Source organism: Synechococcus sp. H55.9 (assembly GCF_047462355.1).
GTDB lineage: Bacteria > Cyanobacteriota > Cyanobacteriia > Thermostichales > Thermostichaceae > Thermostichus.
On record NZ_JANSJB010000010.1, the window covers coordinates 29,995 to 47,474 of the forward strand.

The window sequence follows — 17,480 nt, forward strand, 5'->3', positions numbered from 1 at the left end:
GGGGCACTTTGGCTGCTTTTGCTGCTGCTGGTGATGGCCCTTTCTTGGCTGGGACGGGTCGATCTACCGGCTGATCCTTCTGCAAGGGTTGCCTATCGCCTCAGCTCCCAAGGTGGCTTGGCCGTTTTGGCGACTTTGATGCTGCCCTTGGGGTTGAGCTTGGTGCGGTTGGGCTGGCCCTGGGCGGAACGGCAACAAGCCTTGCTCAGCTTGGCCGGCCTGGGCCATGTCCTCTGGATGGGGATGCTGGCGACGTGGTTTTGGGATCCCCAAGTGAACAGCCTGCAGCAAAGTGCTCGCTGGGGATTGGTGGGGCTCCCCTTCCTGTGCCTGAGCGCCGGCGGCGTCTTGGCGGAGATCCCCTACCGGGGCTGGCGGCGGGTTTTGGGATCCCTGCTGCTGGGCAGTTCTTTCTTGTTATCGTGGCAATCATTGGCCTAGGCTAGTCTGCATTTTTCTTTTTGTCTTGCCTGCTATGACCCAGACCTCATCATCGCTACGCGACGCTTTTGCGAACGCAGCAGCTCAGCCTCTGTTGCAGACCCTGTTTGCCCAACGGGCGCAGGCTTTGATCCCCCCGCCTTTTGGCGCGGAGATCTAGGGGCGGTGCCGGTGGTGAGCAGTTCTGCCTTTGGACTCGCGTTTGTTTCCCAAGACCGACTTGGCACGGGCCACGGCGGAGGTGTTGGCAGAGGATGGGGACAATGCCCTCAATTATGGCGGCACGTTTGCCGGGTTGATTGAGGTGGTGCTGCAGTTGATGCCGGCTAGAGGGGTGGAGGCCCAACTGGAAAACCTGCTGATCGGCCATCGCTCTGGGCAGATCCTCGGCCTCTTGCCCCAGGTCTTTGTGGAGCCGGGGGATGTGGTGATCGTGGAGGGGCCCACCTTCATGGGGGCGGTCAGCCGTTTTGCGGCGTTTCGCGCTGGCGGGACGGAGTCCTTTGTGATTGCGCTTTTGGGGGCCGCTGTAAACCGACCTAGGGGTTCGTGGTTGGCTTGCCAACTGCAGGGCTACCATTCGCGTCAGCGGCGCGGAGCGCTAAAACCTCACCCGCCTATGCGGTGGGGTAGTTTATGAGGCTACACCTATCAAGGCATAGCTCTCCCCGATCCGGAGAAAAATCTCAGAGCCGAGGGGGCTTGATGCTCACCGCAACAGCTCCCTGGCCGTTTGTCCTTCTAATCGCAGAACTGCAGCCGGGATTGCGGCTGGCGCATGGCCGGATCCAGCTCGCAGATCAGCTCGAAGTTGATCACTCGCCAGCGCTGCGGTGGTCCACCGGCTCCTTCAGGAAGCTGGGAGCTGAAGCTAACCGGCAGGCCGTAGAGGCGGGGTGGGCCGGGACGGCGATGGGATCCCTGCTCCAGGTAGGGGGTGAGCAAGGGGCGGTAGCGCTCGGCCACGATCACCTGTGTGGCTCGCATCCCTTGCATGCGCAGCCGATCCAATTCTTCATGAATCTCGAAGCGGATCCCATCGGCGTGGGTGTGCTGACGAAACCAGCGGCCTTCCCAAAAACGCCAGCGCCGTCCGGATTGCAGATGTACCAGCTCCTCTTGCTCAGCATCCGCCTCAAAGGCGCCGTGGCGAGGGCAGAGGTAAGTATCGGTCAGCGTGAGGGCCGCAATCGTTTGCCGACAGTGGGGACACTGAATGCTGGGGCCGAAGATCGGGTAGGAAAAGGCAACGGTCATAGGTAACCCCACAAAACGCGGCTGAATAGTCGAGCAAATCCGCAGTTGTCCACATTATAGATGTTGCCTTTTGTGGATCTGGTGCCGATCGCGTGGGCAAAACGCAAGTCAGGATCCCCATGACAAAACCAGACGAGATCTTTTAAAATGGATTGAAGGGAAGCACGCCCAGAGTCTGCACCGGCTCCAGGCAGCTCCCAGGCAATCTCCGCAATGACAACGGGGAGTGGGCAGCGCCCACTTTTTTGCTTTTTGGGGGGCTGAGCGCCCCTGTTGCCGGCACCGGCCCAAGTGGGTTTGGATCTGACAGCAACATAGGTTGGCGACGAGTTGGTTATGGTTCACCCTCTTATTCCACAGTTGGAGAGCTTGGCCCGTCCTGTGGCCGCTCGACTGGGGTATCAATTGGTGCAGATGGTTTTTCACACCAATCAGTATCCACCGGTCTTGCGGGTGGACATCCGTCCGCTGGATCCGGATCAAGAAACCAGCCATGCCGATTGCGAAACCATGAGCCAGGCCTTGGAGGTGGAGCTGGATCGGGTGGATCTGATCCCCGGCCATTATGTGCTGGAGGTCTCCAGCCCCGGCATCACCAACCTGCTCACCAGCGACCGCGACTTTGTGGTTTTCAAAGGATTTGCGGTGCAGGTGACGGTGGATCCGCCCTACAAGGGCAAAACCGTCTGGTCAGGACACCTACTGGGTCGGGATGAGGAGAACGTTGCCCTCTCCCTCAAAGGGCGACGAGTCCAGTTGCCCCGCGCCTCAGTCCAGCGCGTTGTCCTCTCAGAGGCAGAAACCGAGTAGAGGAATGGGGATAGAGAGGACGTTCGGCCGCGAAGTGTGTTGCCCTGTCTTCGCGTCGGAGCTACCTGCTATGCGACGACGCATTTCCCGTCAGGATTGCGGAGCAACAGTGATAGCAGTTTCATCCCAGCTTAAGTTGCATTAGGAGGACAACAGTTTATGTCGATGGTGCCTCTGCCCGGTTTGGCAGAAATGGTGGAGATGATCTCGCGGGAGCGCAACCTGCCCCGCCATGTGGTCACCGATGCCCTGCGAGAGGCGCTGCTCAAAGGCTACGAACGCTACCGCAAAACCATCCAGCGAGATGTCGTTTTTGAAGAAGATCACTTCCGCAACTTCGATGTAGAGTTGGATGTGGAAGCAGGGGGCTTTCGCGTTTTGGCCACCAAAGCCATCGTGGAGCAGGTGCAGGATCCGGATCACGAGATCTCCCTGTACGACGTGCAGCAGGACTATCCAGAAGCCGAAGTGGGCTGGCAGGTCATGAGTGACGTTACCCCACAACAGGCGGAATTTGGCCGCATGGCGGCCATCCAAACCAAGCAGGTGCTGGCGCAAAAGTTACGGGATCAGCAGCGCCGTCTGATTCAGGAAGAGTTCCGCGATCTGGAAAAAACCGTACTGCAGGCACGGGTGCTGCGCATGGAGCGGCAGAAGGTGATCATGGCTGTTTCCAGCGGTTTCGGCCAGCCAGAGGTGGAGGCCGAGCTGCCTAAGAAGGAGCAGTTGGCCAGCGATCGCTACACCCCCAACACGGTGATGAAGGTCTACCTCAAACAGGTTTACCAGGGATCCCGGCGGGGGCCGCAGCTTTTGGTTTCCCGGGCCGATGCCGGCTTGGTGGTCAACCTGTTTGCCAACGAGGTGCCGGAGATCGAAGAGGATATTGTGCGCATCGTGGCGGTGGCGCGGGAGGCCAACCCCCCTTCCCGCAACGTGGGGCCGCGCACCAAGATCGCCGTCGATACGGTGGAGCGAGACGTGGATCCGGTGGGGGCCTGTATTGGCGCAAGGGGATCCCGCATTCAGGCGGTGGTAGCCGAGCTGCGCAACGAGAAAATCGATGTCATCCGCTGGTCGCCGGATCCCGCCACCTACATCGCCAACGCCCTCAGCCCGGCCAAGGTGGTGGAGGTGCGGCTGGTGGATCCGGAAATCCAACAGGCCCACGTGTTGGTGACCGGCGACCAGCTCAGCCTGGCCATCGGCAAAGAGGGGCAGAATGTGCGCCTGGCCGCCCGTCTCACCGGCTGGAAAATCGATATTAAAGAAGTGGAGAGCTACCGGGCGGCGCTAGAGGAGGCGCAAGCGCAGGGGCTGCCCTATCCCTTCATCACGCCGGAGGCTTTGGAACGCTTGCGGCGGCGGGCAGAGCGAGCCGCTCTGGGCCTAGAGGACGAGGAGTACGCAACCAAAGGCCGCTTGGAGGAAGAGAAGTTGGCCACAGACGACAGGCTGGGAGAAGACTGGGTTGAGGAAGACGAGGACTTCGACTACGATGCCGAGTTCGACATCGCCCAGCCCCAAGAGTGAGATCAGGGAGAGCTCTCCTCGCTAGACTTGAGCAGAAGACGTTCTGCGGCGGCCCTTGACATCCTCTCTGCCCATCATCCTTGGCGTCTCAGGCGCCTCTGGGATGCTTTATGCTGTGCGGGCTTTGCACGTCCTGCTCAGCCTGGATTACCGCGTCGAAGTGGTGGTCTCCAAGGCGGCCTATCAGGTGTGGCAGGGAGAGCAAGGGGTGCTGTTGCCGGTGGATCCCCGGCAGCAGGCGCAATTTTGGCGGCAGCAGGCCGAAAGCGAGGGCGGATCCCTGGTCTGCCACCGTTGGCAGGAGGTGGGGGCAACCATCGCCAGTGGCTCTTATCGCACCCAGGGGATGCTGGTGATCCCGTGCAGCATGGGGACGGTGGCTAAGTTGGCTGCCGGCCTGAGCTCAGATCTGCTGGAGCGGGCGGCCGACGTGCAGCTTAAAGAAGGTCGCCGTCTGGTCATTGTGCCGCGGGAAACCCCCTTTAGCCTGATCCACCTGCGCAACTTGACCACTCTGGCGGAAGCAGGGGTGCGCATTGTCCCGGCCATTCCGGCCTGGTACCACCAGCCGCGCACCCTCTTGGATTTGGTGGATTTTGTCGTGGTGAAGGCGCTGGATCAGTTCGGCATCGACAGCGACCTTATCCAGCGCTGGCAGGGGATGCGCCAGCGGCAGATCCTCAAGCTGCCCCCAGAGGACTAAGGGGATCCCCTCACCCCCAGCCCCTCTCCCAGAGGGAGAGGGGAGTTATCTTGGAGCTTGCTGCCACCTACCCACCCTCGATGAGTCTTTTGGCCAGCTCTTTAAGTTACGCCTACAGCAACAGCGACCTGCTAGTTCAAGCTTTCCTCCAGCACCTACAACTGGTGGCGGTGCCGCTGGGGATCGCGTTGCTGGTGGGCCTGCCCTTGGGTTTTGGCAGCTCCCGCTCGCAGGTGGTTTCCCTGGTGGTGATCAATGCCTTCGGCAGCTTGCGGGTGATCCCCAGCTTGGCGATTTTGTTTTTGGCCATTCCCTACTTTGGCCTTGGCTTTCAGTCGGCGGCGATTGCCCTGACGATCTTGGCCTTGCCCCCCATTTTAATCAGCACGGATGTGGCCTTCCGCAGTCTCGATCCGGCTCTACGCGAAGCTGCTTTGGGAATGGGCATGACGCCGGCGCAGGTGCTACGCCATGTGGAGATCCCCTTGGCGTTGCCGGTAATCTTGGCCGGTGTTAAAACCGCTACTATCGAGGTCATTGCCAGCGCCACGTTGGCCGCCTTTATCGGGGCGGGCGGGCTGGGCAGCTTCATCACGCTGGGGTTTGCCCTCTACGACAACGCTATCCTGTTGGTGGGAGCAATCCCGGTGGCGCTGTTGGCCATTGGTGCCGAAATTCTCCTCGGCGCTTTGCAGCGAGCTCTGGAGCCGCCCCAAGCCTAGGGATCCCATGCTGTTTTCCTCTTCTTCTCCAATGCACCTGCCCTTCCTCACTTCTCGAGCGGTTCCTTTGCAGGTGGCGCTGCTGTTGCCGCTGCTGTTGGCAGTGGCTGGGGGGGCAGGCGGGGTGGGCTATCTCTCCTGGCGGGCTGGGCGGCAGATGGCGCTGCAGTTGGCCGAGCACCTGAAGAGTGAGGTTAACCATCGCACTGAAGAGCACCTCAGGCGCTATCTCCAAGCCCCCCTTCAGATCAATGCCCTCAATCAAGGGGCAGTCCAGTGGGAGCTACTGCCCAATTTGGCCGCGCTTCAGCCGCAAGATCTGGAGAGGCTTGAGGCCTATTTTGCCCGCCAGTTGCAGCAGTTTCCCGAGCTGAGCTATATCGGCTTTGTCTCAGCGGAGGGGGGGTTTGTAACCGCCCGCCGCCACACCGGTGGGTCGATCTGGACCTACCACACGCCGGGCCTGAAGCCGGGATCCGTCCAGGGCTGCCAGCGGGATCCGGAAAGCGGGGATCCCACCGGCTTGACGCGGCAGTTGGGCTTTGTGGATTTGCGGCGGCTGTCTTGGTTTCCCGAAATCCTGCAACAGGAAGGGGCCCGCCGTACCTGGGTGGTGAGCAACTTTTTTGTCGAGTTTCCCAATCAGAGGCCGGAGCGGCTGATCCTGACAGCGCTGCCCTTGGCCGAGGCGGAGGGGCGGGTTTACGGCAGCTTGGTGGCTGCTCTCTCGGCTCAGCAACTGCAGGCTTTTCTGGAGGATCTGCAGGCCAGCTTGGCGTATCCAGGGGTGAGCTGGTTGCTGGATGAAGAGGGCCAGGTGGTGGCCGGCAGGGAGGAGCTGTCTCCCCAGCCGCTGCTGCTGGCTGTGCAAGAGCAGGTGGGATCCTGGGTAACGGCGGACTCTGAAGGTTTGCTGCGCCTCAGGGTGGACGGGATCCCTTACTGGGTGCAGGTGATGGCCATTCAGGATCAATGGGGGCCGGGCTTTTATTTCGTCTACGGGATCCCGGAGGGCGCCCTTTTAGCCCCTGTCTATGCCAGTGCTCGGCAGGCGGCCCTGTTGGGGGGTGGGCTGCTGCTGGGCTTTTTGGCCGCCGGGATCCTCCTCAGCGAAGCCCTCTCTCGTCCGCTGCGCCGCCTTACCCAAATAGCGGAGCAATTTGTGCGCACTGAGATCCCGGCCTGGCCCCCTGTGGATCCCGGCCCTATCCAAGAAGTGCAGACCCTGGCCAAGGCTTGGCAGCAGGCGGCCACCAACCAACAAGCTTTGCTGGATCGCCTCTGGCAACAGCAGCAGCAGTACCGCGCTGTGGTGGAGCAGCAGACGGAGCTGATCTGCCGCTTTCAGCCCGATGGGAGAATTACCTACGGCAACCCTGCGCTCTTGCGCTTTTTTGGCTGTTCCCCAGAAGAAGTGTTGGGCCGACCTTGGCGGGATCTGCTCCCGGAAGAAGAGCAAGCCGCGGTGCTGCAGTCCCTTGCGGCTCTGACGCCTGAGCACCCTTACCACCGCAGCGAGCGGGAGTACCCCGGCGAAGATGGCCAATCCCGCTGGGTGAGCTGGGTGGATCAGGGCATTTTCGACAGCCAGGGCCAACTGGTGGAGATCCTGTCGGTGGGGCGGGAGATCACCGAGCAAAAGCGGATCCAACAGCAGCTAGAAGCCCTCAACCGGGAGCTGGAAGCCCAGGTGGCGCTGCGCACCGCCAAGCTGCAGCAGTCTTTGCGCTTTGAGGCGGTGCTGCGCTCCCTCAGCGGCCAGATGGTGGCCAGCCTCAAGGAGGGGGAGATCCTGGAAGAGGTGGTCAAGAGCCTGGCCGAGGCCCTCAACCTAACCGGCTGTCATATTTTCTTGACTGGCGCCGATGGATCCTCTTGGATCCCGGCTTGCTCGTTTCCGGAGAAGGCGGATCCCGCCTACCTCAACGATCCCGAGCTGAGGCACCTGCTGCACTCCCATGCGTTTCTTGACCAGCCCTGGGAAGTCCACTGCTGTTGTCAAAAGGAGCGAGGGGGGCACTGGGTACAGCTTTTGGCTTGCTCCCTTTGGGACAAGCAAGAGCGGCTGGGGCTGCTGCTGTTGGAGCGGCAGCAGGAGTTTTCCGAAGCGGAGAGACAACTGGCCTATCAGGTGGCCAACCTGTCTGCTCTGGCTCTGCGGCAGGCCCGTCTGTATGAGGCGGCCCAGGCCCAGGTAAAGGAATTGGAGCGGCTCAACCTGCTCAAGGACGATTTCTTGAGCACCGTCTCCCACGAGCTGCGCACCCCCATGACCAATGTGCGCATGGCCCTACAAATGTTGCAAATAGCCCGCGATAACCCCGAGAAGCAGCAGCACTATTTCGCCATCGCCCTCAAGGAATGCAACCGACAAATTGATCTCATCAACGACCTGCTGGACATGCAGCGGCTGGCAGCCGAGAAGTATCTGCTCCAACCCGAAGAGATCTTTCTGCCGCGCTATTTGCGGGATCTGGTGGCGGCAGTTCAGCCCCTGGCCCAGGCCAAAAACCAAAGTTTGCAACTGCACCTAGAAGAGGGGATCCCACCCCTTGAGGCGGATCCCACGGCCCTGGGCCGCATCTTGCGCGAGCTGCTGCACAACGCCGTCAAATACACCGCCCCCGCGGGATCCATCCACCTGCAGGGGGCCCGGGAAGGAGAAGGGATCCTCTTTGTCTGCAGCAACAGCAGCGAGATCCCGGAATCGGAGCTGCCCCGCATCTTTGAGAAGTTCTACCGCATCCCGCAGTCGGATCGCTGGAAGCACGGCGGCACCGGCCTGGGGCTGGCCCTGGTCAAGCAACTGGTGGAGCACATGGGGGGCCAGATCTCCGTCAGCAGCCCGGAAGGATGGACGCATTTTCGCGTTTGGCTGCCCCAAGCCAGAACAGCATCTCACCTGCAGAAACAGAGAAGCGAAAGCTCCCCTCTCCCCCAGGGAGAGGGGCTGGGGGTGAGGGGATCCCCCAGGGAGAGGGGCTGGGGGTGAGGGGCCACCTATCCCGGCAAAACCTGTTGCTGCCAGAGGGCTTCCAGTTGCACCGTGTATTCGGGGTGGACGATGGGCACAGCGCCGGCGATGGCCTCGCGAATGGGGATCCCGGCGGCAGCTTCTAGCTGGGCAAAGTTGGTCTGCAGCTCGGCAGACAGACGACGGATATCGATCAGGGGCAGATCCCCCCACACATCCGGCTTGAACTTTTCCAGTTGTCCTTCCGGGCTGGCCAAGAGCTCCGCCAAAACCATTGCCCCCCAAGGGTTGGCCGCGTTGATGGGAATGGCCGTGAACGAGGGATCGATCAAGCTGGTGCCGGGGATTCCATAGGGGGTGGTGCTGGGGGGAAACTGGCCGTTGCCCTTGCGCAAGATCACCTGGTCGATAAAGGTGGGGATCAGCCACACCTCGCCGTTGGCAAATAGTTCCGCCAGGCGGGCAAAGGTGGGTGGATAGGTTTGCCCTCGCCGCCACAACAAGGGATCCAGCTTTTTCAGGTAGTCCACCAGAGCGGGGGATTGTTGCGCCCAAAGCTCGGCATTGAACTCCGGCCCGCTGTATTGGGCATGGCCTCCTGTCACACCGTAGAAGGCGCTCAACAGAAAGCGGCTACCGTGAAAATCCGGCGGGGCCACGTAGGCGAACCGGCCTGGATTGGCCTCGGCCCAGGCCAACAATTCGGCATAGCTCCGGGGCGGATTGGGCACCCGTTCGGCATTGTAGGCCATCAGGAAATAGTTGCCGGTGTAGGGGGCAGAATAGCCTTCGGTGGGCAGGCCAAAATCCGTTGCGATATCGGCAGGGTTGTAGAACTGCAGGCTGGGCAGTTTCTGGGCAAAGGGGCCGTAGAGCAAGTTCCCCTGCTTGAGGGTGCGGAAATTGTTGCCGTTGATCCAAATCAGATCAAGGCTGCCGCCGCTGCGCAACCCGGCCTGCACCTCTCCAATCACTTTGTTGACCGCTTCCACGGTATCCGTGAGCGGGATCCGGTTCAAACGAATGTCATGGCGCTCTTGCAACTGCCGCTTGACCCAGCCATCCACAAAACCGTTGATGGCCTCGCTGCCGCTCCACATGGCCCAATTCACCTGGCTGCCCCGCGCCCGCTCCAGGATATCTGCCCAGCTCAGGGATCCCAACTCCACTGGGTTCTCGCCGGTGTTTTGCGCCAGAGGAGAGCTTTGCCCAACCAGCCAAGCCCCTAGGGATCCCAGGCCCGCCAACACCTGCCGCCGCTTCCAGAAAACGCCTTTGGGTTGCATGGCCTCACCTCTGTCTAGGTTCCAGATTCAACTTAACTCCCCTCTCCCCCTGGGAGAGGGGCTGGGGGTGAGGGCTGGGAGAGGGGCCGGGGGTGAGGGCTCCCCCTCCACAGGCCACAAAGCCTCTGGCGGCAAATGGATCCACACCGCCTGCCCGGGCGCAAACATCTGGTGGGGGTTCACCCACGCCTCTAGGTTGCCCCAGCCGGTTCGGAGCTGCAGCCGGCGCTGAGGGCCCGCAAAGCGCTCCGCCACCACCTGGGCCGGGAAAACATTCTCGGCCAACCCCGGCGGCTGGGGAAACACCTGCACCTGCTCCGGGCGCACCGTCAGCCGCACCTGACCTTGGAGGGGCACAGCGCTTTTTAAGAGGATCCCGGTGCTGAGGCGAAGTTGGTGACCTTCCCCCTGAGCATCGAGAAAATTGACCCCGCCAAAAAAGCGGGCAACCCGCTCGGAGCGCGGCCGCTGATAAAACTCCGCCGGGGATCCCACCTGGTGCAACTGCCCCGCAAACATCAGGCCAATGCGGTGGGCCATGGCCGTGGCTTCCACTTGGTCGTGGGTAACCAGCACCGTCGTCACACCCGTTTCCGCCTGCAGCTCCCGGATCAAGGCCTGCATCTCTTGGCGCAGGTTGGCATCCAAAGCCGATAAAGGCTCATCCAACAGCAGCAGCTTGGGCCGGATCACCAAGGCCCGCGCCAGGGCCACCCGCTGCGCCTGTCCGCCCGAAAGCTGACTGGGCCGGCGCTGAGCAAACCCGGCCAATTGTACCCGCTCCAACATGCGCAAGGCCGCTGCCTCTCGCTCTGCCCGGGGAACACCCCGCATCTTCAGGCCAAAAGCCACGTTTTCCCCCACGCTCAGGTGGGGAAACAGACGGCTGTGCTGGGAGAGCAAAGTCACGCCGCGCCGCTCTGGTGGCCGAGGGTTGAGCAGGATCCCGTCCAGCCAAATTTCTCCCGGATGGGGCCAGGGATCCGGCTCCAGCAGGCCGGCGATGAGATTGAGAGTGGTGGACTTACCACAGCCCGATGGGCCCAGCAGGGCGAAGATCTCCCCTGGCTCCACTGTCAAAGACAAATCCCTCAGGGCAGGGATCCCTTGCTTGTGGAAGCGTTTGCTGAGATGGCGAAGAACAAGGTGGCCCATGCTCAGGTTACGCGGCTAGGGTTAGCCAATCCGTTCCGCTGTCAGTCGTATCCCAGATGCTCGACCCTCAAGCTGAGAAAAGCCTAGAACAAAAAGTATCGTTGCGCCATCGGCAGGACTTCTGCCGGCTCACAGGTGAGCAATTCTCCATCGGCCCGTACTTCATACGTCTCCGGGTTGACCTCGATGTGAGGGGTGCTGCTGTTGAGTTTCAAATCCGCCTTGCCGATCTCGCGGCAATTCTTGACCGCTACGGCCCGGCGTTGGATCCCCAGTTTTTCTGGGATCCCCAGGTCTAGGGCAGCCTGGGAGACAAAGAGCAGGCTGGTCTCGCTCAGGGCGCGGCCAAAGCTGCCGAACATAGGCCGAGGGTACACCGGCTGCGGAGTTGGAATCGAGGCGTTGGGATCCCCCATTTGGGCATAGGCAATCAAGCCCCCCTTCAGGACGATCTCCGGCTTAACCCCAAAGAAAGCCGGCTTCCACAGGCACAGATCCGCCAGCTTGCCCACCTCTACCGAGCCGATGATGTGGCTGAGGCCCTGGGCAATGGCAGGGCAGATGGTGTACTTAGCTACGTAACGCTTGGCCCGAAAGTTGTCGTTGCGGCTGCTATCCTGCGGCAGAGGCCCCCGTTGCACTTTCATTTTGTGGGCGGTTTGCCAGGTGCGAATGATCACTTCTCCCACCCGGCCCATGGCCTGGGAGTCGGAAGAGATGATGCTGAGGGCCCCCATGTCGTGCAAGATGTCTTCGGCGGCAATGGTTTGGGGGCGAATGCGGCTTTCGGCAAAAGCAATGTCCTCTGGCACCTCTTTGCTCAGGTGATGGCACACCATCAGCATGTCCAGGTGCTCTTCGATGGTGTTGCGGGTAAAGGGACGGGTGGGATTGGTGGAGCTGGGCAGCACGTTGGGCTCGGAAGCAATGCGGATGATGTCGGGGGCGTGCCCACCTCCGGCCCCTTCAGTATGAAAGGTGTGAATGGTGCGGCCATTGATGGCGGCGATGGTATCTTCCACAAAGGCCGACTCATTTAAGGTATCGGTGTGGATCAGGGTCTGGATGTCGTATTCATCCGAAACCTGCAGACAGCTATCGATCACCGCCGGCGTCGATCCCCAGTCTTCGTGGATCTTCAGCCCGCAGGCCCCCGCTTCCACCTGCTCCCGCAGAGCTTCAGGAAACGCCGCGTTCCCCTTGCCAAAAAAGCCCAAGTTGACCGGAAACCCTTCCGCCGCCTGCAACATCTTCCCCAAGTTCCAGGCCCCCGGTGTGCAGGTGGTGGCGTTGCTGCCTGTGGCCGGCCCGGTTCCGCCACCCAAAAGGGTAGTCACTCCCGAAGCGATGGCAAACTCGCACAGTTGAGGACAAATGAAATGCACATGGGCGTCGATCCCGCCTGCCGTCAGGATCAAGTTTTCGCCGGCAATCACCTCGGTGCTGGGGCCAACCACCATGCCTGGTGTCACCCCCGTCTGGATGTTGGGGTTGCCGGCCTTGCCGATGCCGACAATGTAGCCGTCGCGAATGCCCACATCGGCTTTGACGATGCCCCACCAGTCCAAGATCAGGGCGTTGGTGATCACCAGATCCAGAGCCCCGTTGGCGCGGGTGGCCGTCGGCGATTGCCCCATGCCGTCGCGGATGGTCTTGCCGCCGCCGAACTTAATCTCCTCGCCGTAGGTGGTGAAATCCTGCTCCACCTCGATGATCAGCTCGGTATCCGCCAGACGCACTCGATCCCCTACTGTGGGGCCGTAGTTGCTGACGTACTGGCGACGGGGAATTTCCAGAGTCATAGAAGGACATCTGCGCAGGAAGCTGTCAGCTTTCTACCACATATCCCCGCCCAGAGGATCCCTTGCTGCCCGTTGCCCAGTTCCCAGCGTTCATTTCACCAGAGCAGATTGGGTTGGTGAAAATTCGTTACATATATTTACATCTACAATTGGAAAAACGATTGCCAATCGACGCCGACCCCGATCAGACAAGGGATTCCTCGTTTAATTATTGTGAAGCGACGGGGGGTTTACAAACCCTGACCTATAATGCCTGGTAAGTCCCGCCCTGGGGGGTTTCCTGACGATGGGCGGGAATGCTTCGTTCCTTGTCGCAAGAGAGGAGTTCTTGATGACAACTACACCCAAGGAGCGAGAGCCAAAGGTTAAGGTGACGGTTGATATCGATCCGGTTCCCACCTCATTTGAGAAATGGGCCAAGCCGGGACACTTCGATCGCAGCCTGGCGCGTGGCCCCAAGACCACGACCTGGATCTGGAACCTCCACGCTCTTGCTCATGACTTCGATAGTCACACCAGCGACCTAGAAGACGTCTCTCGCAAGATCTTTTCTGCGCACTTCGGCCACCTGGCGGTGGTCTTTGTCTGGCTGAGCGGCATGTACTACCACGGCGCTCAGTTCTCCAACTACTCCGCTTGGCTGGCGGATCCGATCAATGTCAAGCCCAGCGCCCAAGTGGTCTGGCCCATCTTCGGCCAGGAGATCCTCAACGGCGATGTGGGCGGCGGCTTTGAAGGGATCCGCATCACGTCGGGCCTATTTCACCTCTGGCGGGCTGCCGGCATCACCAATGAGTTTCAACTCCTCTGCACCGCTATTGGTGGCTTGGTGATGGCTGGCCTCTGCCTGTTTGCCGGCTGGTTCCACTACCACAAGCGGGCTCCCAAGCTGGAGTGGTTCCAGAACGTGGAGTCGATGCTCAACCACCACCTGGCGGGCCTGCTGGGGCTGGGCTCTCTGGCCTGGGCCGGTCACCAAATTCATGTGGCCATCCCCATCAACAAGATGTTGGATGCGGGCGTGCCGGCGGCTCAGATCCCTCTGCCCCACGAGTTCATCCTCAAGCCGGCCCTGATGAAGGAGATGTTCCCCAGTGTGGATTGGGGCTTCTTCAGCGGGGTGGTGCCTTTCTTTACGTTGGACTGGGGCAAGTACGCGGAGTTCCTCACCTTCAAGGGGGGCTTGGATCCGCAAACCGGCGCCCTCTGGCTGACGGATCAGGCCCACCACCACCTGGCCATTGCCGTGCTGTTTATCGTGGCGGGCCACATGTACCGCACCAACTGGGGCATCGGCCACTCCATTAAAGAGATCCTGGAAGCCCACAAGGGCCCCTTCACCGGCGAAGGCCACAAGGGTCTCTACGAAGTGCTGACCAGCTCCTGGCATGCCCAACTGGCCATCAACCTGGCCATGGTGGGATCCCTGAGCATCATCGTGGCCCAGCACATGTACGCCATGAACCCCTACCCCTACATGGGCATCGACTACGCCACGCAGATCTCCCTCTTTACCCACCACATGTGGATAGGGGGACTGTTCATTGTTGGCGGCGCTGCCCACGGGGCCATCTACATGGTGCGGGACTATGACCCGGCGGTAAACCGCAACAACGTGCTGGATCGGGTAATCCGCCACCGCGACGCCATCATCAGCCACCTGAACTGGGTGTGTCTGTTCCTGGGCTTCCACGCCTTCGGCTTCTACGTCCACAACGACACCATGCAGGCGCTGGGCCGTCCGCAGGACATGTTCTCGGACACCGGTATCCAACTGCAGCCCATTTTTGCCCAGTGGATTCAATCCCTGCACACCAACGCCATCGCCAGCACCGCTCCCTACGTGGGCGCTTCGGTGAGCCCCATCTTCGGCGGCGACGTGGTGGCCGTGGGCGGCAAGGTGTCCATGATGCCGATGGTGCTGGGCACGGCGGACTTCATGGTGCACCACATCCACGCCATGACCATCCACATCACGGTGTTGATCCTGCTCAAGGGGGTGCTCTTTGCCCGCTCTTCCCGACTGATCCCCGATAAGGCCAAGCTGGGCTTCCGCTTCCCCTGCGACGGGCCAGGCCGCGGCGGCACCTGCCAGGTCTCCGGCTGGGATCACGTCTTCCTGGGGCTGTTCTGGATGTACAACGCCATCTCGATTGTGATCTTCCACTTCAGTTGGAAGATGCAGAGCGACATCTGGGGCACCGTCAACCCGGACGGCACGATTGAGCACATCACGGGCGGCAACTTTGCAGCCAGCGCCGTCAACATCAACGGCTGGTTGCGGGACTTCCTGTGGGCGCAATCGGTGCAGGTGATCAACTCCTACGGCTCGGCGCTGTCGGCCTATGGGCTGCTCTTCTTGGGCGCCCACTTCGTCTGGGCCTTCAGCTTGATGTTCCTGTTCAGCGGCCGTGGCTACTGGCAGGAGCTGATTGAGTCGATCGTTTGGGCCCACAACAAACTGAAAGTCGCTCCGGCCATTCAACCCCGCGCCCTGAGCATCATCCAGGGTCGGGCGGTCGGTGTGGCCCACTACCTGCTGGGTGGGATCGTCACCACGTGGGCGTTCTTCCTGGCACGGTTTGCCGCACTCGGCTAAGGCAAGGAGGAAGAGAGAATCATGACAACTGCAACTCGTTTTCCGCAATTCAGCCAAGACCTGGCCAGTGATCCCACCACTCGACGTCTGTGGTATGGCATTGCCACCGCCCATGACTTCGAGACCCACGATGGCATGACGGAGGAGCGGCTTTACCAAAAGCTGTTTGCCACCCACTTCGGCCATCTGGCGATCATCTTCCTGTGGGCCTCGGGCAACGTCTTCCACATCGCCTGGCAAGGCAACTACGAGCAATGGGTGGCCAACCCCACCGGCGTCACCCCCATCGCCCACGCTATCTGGGATCCCCAGTTCGGCAAGGCGGCGGTGGAAGCCTTCACCCAACCTGGAGGCGGTGGCCCTGTCAACGCGGCCTACTCCGGCCTCTACTACTGGTTCAACACCATCGGCCTGCGCACCAACGGCGATCTCTACACCGGTGCCATCGGCCTGCTGTTGTTGGCGGCGGTGTTCCTGTTTGCCGGCTGGCTGCACCTGCAGCCCCGCTTCCGGCCCAGCCTGAGCTGGTTCAAGAACGCTGAAGCCCGCCTCAACCACCACCTGGCCGGCTTGTTCGGCGTCAGCTCGCTGGCCTGGACGGGCCACCTGGTGCACGTGGCCATCCCCGAGTCGCGCGGTCAGCACGTGGGCTGGGACAACTTCCTCACCACGCTGCCCCACCCGGCGGGACTGAAGCCCTTCTTCACCCTTAACTGGGGGGTGTATGCCCAGAACCCAGATACGGCCAACCACGTCTGGGGCACGGCAGAAGGGGCGGGCACGGCCATCCTCACCTTCTTGGGCGGCTTTAACCCCAACACGCAGTCCCTGTGGCTGACAGACATGGCCCACCACCACCTGGCCATTGCGGTCATCTTCATCGTCGCTGGCCACATGTACCGCACCAACTGGGGTATCGGCCACAGCATCCGCGAGATCCTGGGCGCCCACAACCCGCCCAAGGGCACTCCCTTCGGGGGCCTGTTGGGCGAAGGGCACAAGGGCCTCTACGACACGGTCAACAACTCCCTGCACTTCCAGTTGGCGTTGGCGCTGGCTTCTTTGGGAGTGGTGACCTCGCTGGTGGCGCAGCACATGTACGCCCTCAACCCCTACGTGTTCATGTCCATGGATCACACCACGGAGGCGGCTCTCTACACCCATCACCAGTACATCGCTGGGTTCTTGATGGTGGGGGCTTTTGCCCATGGGGCCATCTTCCTGGTGCGGGACTACGATCCCGAAGCCAACAAGAACAACGTGCTGGCGCGGGTGCTGGATCACAAGGAGGCGATCATCTCCCACCTGAGCTGGGTATCGCTGTTCTTGGGCTTCCACACGCTGGGGCTGTACGTCCACAACGATGTCATGCAAGCCTTTGGCACGCCGGAGAAGCAGATCCTGATCGAGCCGGTGTTTGCTCAGTTCATTCAAGCTTCCCACGGCAAGATGATCTACGGCATGGACGTGCTGTTGTCCAACCCGGATAGCATCGCCTCTACGGCTTGGCCCAACTACGGCAACGTGTGGCTGCCCGGCTGGCTGCAAGCCATCAATGACCCCAATGGGTTCCTCTTCCTGCCCATTGGCCCTGGCGACTTCCTGGTGCACCACGCCATTGCTCTCGGCCTGCACACCACGACGTTGATCCTGGTCAAAGGGGCGTTGGATGCCCGCGGCTCTAAGCTGATGCCGGACAAAAAAGACTTCGGCTACAGCTTCCCCTGCGACGGGCCGGGTCGGGGCGGCACCTGCGACATCTCCGCCTGGGATGCCTTCTACCTGGCCATGTTCTGGATGCTGAACACCATTGGCTGGGTGACCTTCTACTGGCACTGGAAGCACCTGGGGATCTGGAGCGGCAACACCGCCCAGTTCAACGAGAACTCCACCTACCTGATGGGCTGGCTGCGGGATTATCTCTGGGCCAACTCGGCTCAGTTGATCAACGGCTACAACCCCTACGGAATGAATAACCTGGCGGTTTGGGCCTGGATGTTCCTGTTCGGCCACTTGGTCTGGGCGACTGGGTTCATGTTCTTGATCTCCTGGCGCGGCTACTGGCAAGAGCTGATCGAGACCCTGGTCTGGGCGCACGAGCGCACCCCCTTGGCCAAGCTGATCCGCTGGAAAGATAAGCCGGTGGCTATGTCGATTGTGCAGGGTCGGTTGGTGGGTCTGGCCCACTTCACGGTGGG

Annotated in this window: 12 protein-coding genes and 1 pseudogene; 9 read left to right on the forward strand and 4 right to left on the reverse strand. The window is 61.2% G+C overall.

Going from position 1 to position 17,480, the window contains the following annotated elements:
• Together NW857_RS02680 and NW857_RS02685 are read left to right on the forward strand one after the other, a co-directional pair.
• Positions 1-441: pseudogene (locus tag NW857_RS02680) on the forward strand (hypothetical protein); the annotation flags it as partial.
• A gap of 190 nt (positions 442-631) precedes the next feature.
• Entirely contained in the window at positions 632-1,081 is a 450-nt protein-coding gene (locus NW857_RS02685; RefSeq protein WP_414335629.1) for a hypothetical protein, read from the forward strand.
• Positions 1,082-1,182: 101 nt separating this feature from the next.
• On the opposite strand, the gene NW857_RS02690 is transcribed toward NW857_RS02685, so the two are convergent.
• On the reverse strand, positions 1,183-1,698 hold the full coding sequence (locus NW857_RS02690; protein WP_414335622.1) for a TIGR02652 family protein: 516 nt from the start codon (positions 1,696-1,698) through the stop codon (positions 1,183-1,185).
• A 336-nt stretch (positions 1,699-2,034) separates the two neighbouring features.
• Here NW857_RS02690 and rimP point away from each other — a divergent pair, with 336 nt between their 5' ends.
• The 5 genes from rimP to NW857_RS02715 all read left to right on the forward strand — a co-directional run bounded on the left by rimP (position 2,035) and on the right by NW857_RS02715 (position 8,458).
• A complete protein-coding gene (rimP, locus tag NW857_RS02695; protein WP_414335623.1) occupies positions 2,035-2,508 on the forward strand; it encodes a ribosome maturation factor RimP in 474 nt (157 codons plus the stop codon).
• Positions 2,509-2,667: 159 nt separating this feature from the next.
• On the forward strand, positions 2,668-4,041 hold the full coding sequence (nusA, locus tag NW857_RS02700) for a transcription termination factor NusA (RefSeq protein WP_414335625.1): 1,374 nt from the start codon (positions 2,668-2,670) through the stop codon (positions 4,039-4,041).
• Between the two features lie 55 nt (positions 4,042-4,096).
• On the forward strand, positions 4,097-4,744 hold the full coding sequence (locus NW857_RS02705) for a flavin prenyltransferase UbiX (RefSeq protein WP_414335627.1): 648 nt from the start codon (positions 4,097-4,099) through the stop codon (positions 4,742-4,744).
• Positions 4,745-4,794: 50 nt separating this feature from the next.
• Positions 4,795-5,466, forward strand: coding sequence for an ABC transporter permease (locus NW857_RS02710; RefSeq protein WP_414367895.1), 672 nt, complete (start codon positions 4,795-4,797; stop codon positions 5,464-5,466).
• 7 nt (positions 5,467-5,473) lie between these two features.
• Positions 5,474-8,458 carry an ATP-binding protein gene (locus NW857_RS02715; protein ID WP_414367896.1) on the forward strand — a complete coding sequence of 995 codons (2,985 nt, stop codon included), beginning with the start codon at positions 5,474-5,476 and terminating at the stop codon, positions 8,456-8,458.
• An 8-nt stretch (positions 8,459-8,466) separates the two neighbouring features.
• On the opposite strand, the gene NW857_RS02720 is transcribed toward NW857_RS02715, so the two are convergent.
• From NW857_RS02720 to ureC, 3 genes are all read right to left on the reverse strand, one after another.
• Positions 8,467-9,726, reverse strand: a complete 1,260-nt coding sequence (locus tag NW857_RS02720; protein WP_414335982.1) for an ABC transporter substrate-binding protein — start codon at positions 9,724-9,726, stop codon at positions 8,467-8,469.
• A gap of 27 nt (positions 9,727-9,753) precedes the next feature.
• Positions 9,754-10,881 carry an ABC transporter ATP-binding protein gene (locus tag NW857_RS02725; RefSeq protein ID WP_414367898.1) on the reverse strand — a complete coding sequence of 376 codons (1,128 nt, stop codon included), beginning with the start codon at positions 10,879-10,881 and terminating at the stop codon, positions 9,754-9,756.
• An 83-nt stretch (positions 10,882-10,964) separates the two neighbouring features.
• The gene (gene ureC, locus NW857_RS02730; protein WP_414335744.1) at positions 10,965-12,683 is read right to left on the reverse strand and encodes an urease subunit alpha; all 1,719 of its coding nucleotides are present in this window, start codon (positions 12,681-12,683) and stop codon (positions 10,965-10,967) included.
• Between the two features lie 331 nt (positions 12,684-13,014).
• Here ureC and psaA point away from each other — a divergent pair, with 331 nt between their 5' ends.
• Positions 13,015-15,282, forward strand: coding sequence for a photosystem I core protein PsaA (gene psaA / locus NW857_RS02735; RefSeq protein ID WP_414336982.1), 2,268 nt, complete (start codon positions 13,015-13,017; stop codon positions 15,280-15,282).
• A gap of 21 nt (positions 15,283-15,303) precedes the next feature.
• Positions 15,304-17,480 (forward strand): photosystem I core protein PsaB (psaB, locus tag NW857_RS02740; RefSeq protein ID WP_414335741.1); only part of this gene is annotated, 2,177 nt, incomplete at its 3' end.

What these genes read in the sequence shown, in the direction of transcription:
- rimP (WP_414335623.1), top strand. Translation starts at nt 2,035, where the DNA reads ATGGTTCACCCTCTTATTCCACAGTTGGAGAGCTTGGCCCGTCCTGTG.
- NW857_RS02690 (WP_414335622.1), bottom strand. Translation starts at nt 1,698, where the DNA reads ATGACCGTTGCCTTTTCCTACCCGATCTTCGGCCCCAGCATTCAGTGT.
- NW857_RS02720 (WP_414335982.1), bottom strand. Translation starts at nt 9,726, where the DNA reads ATGCAACCCAAAGGCGTTTTCTGGAAGCGGCGGCAGGTGTTGGCGGGC.
- ureC (WP_414335744.1), bottom strand. Translation starts at nt 12,683, where the DNA reads ATGACTCTGGAAATTCCCCGTCGCCAGTACGTCAGCAACTACGGCCCC.
- nusA (WP_414335625.1), top strand. Translation starts at nt 2,668, where the DNA reads ATGTCGATGGTGCCTCTGCCCGGTTTGGCAGAAATGGTGGAGATGATC.
- NW857_RS02715 (WP_414367896.1), top strand. Translation starts at nt 5,474, where the DNA reads ATGCTGTTTTCCTCTTCTTCTCCAATGCACCTGCCCTTCCTCACTTCT.
- psaA (WP_414336982.1), top strand. Translation starts at nt 13,015, where the DNA reads ATGACAACTACACCCAAGGAGCGAGAGCCAAAGGTTAAGGTGACGGTT.
- NW857_RS02725 (WP_414367898.1), bottom strand. Translation starts at nt 10,881, where the DNA reads ATGGGCCACCTTGTTCTTCGCCATCTCAGCAAACGCTTCCACAAGCAA.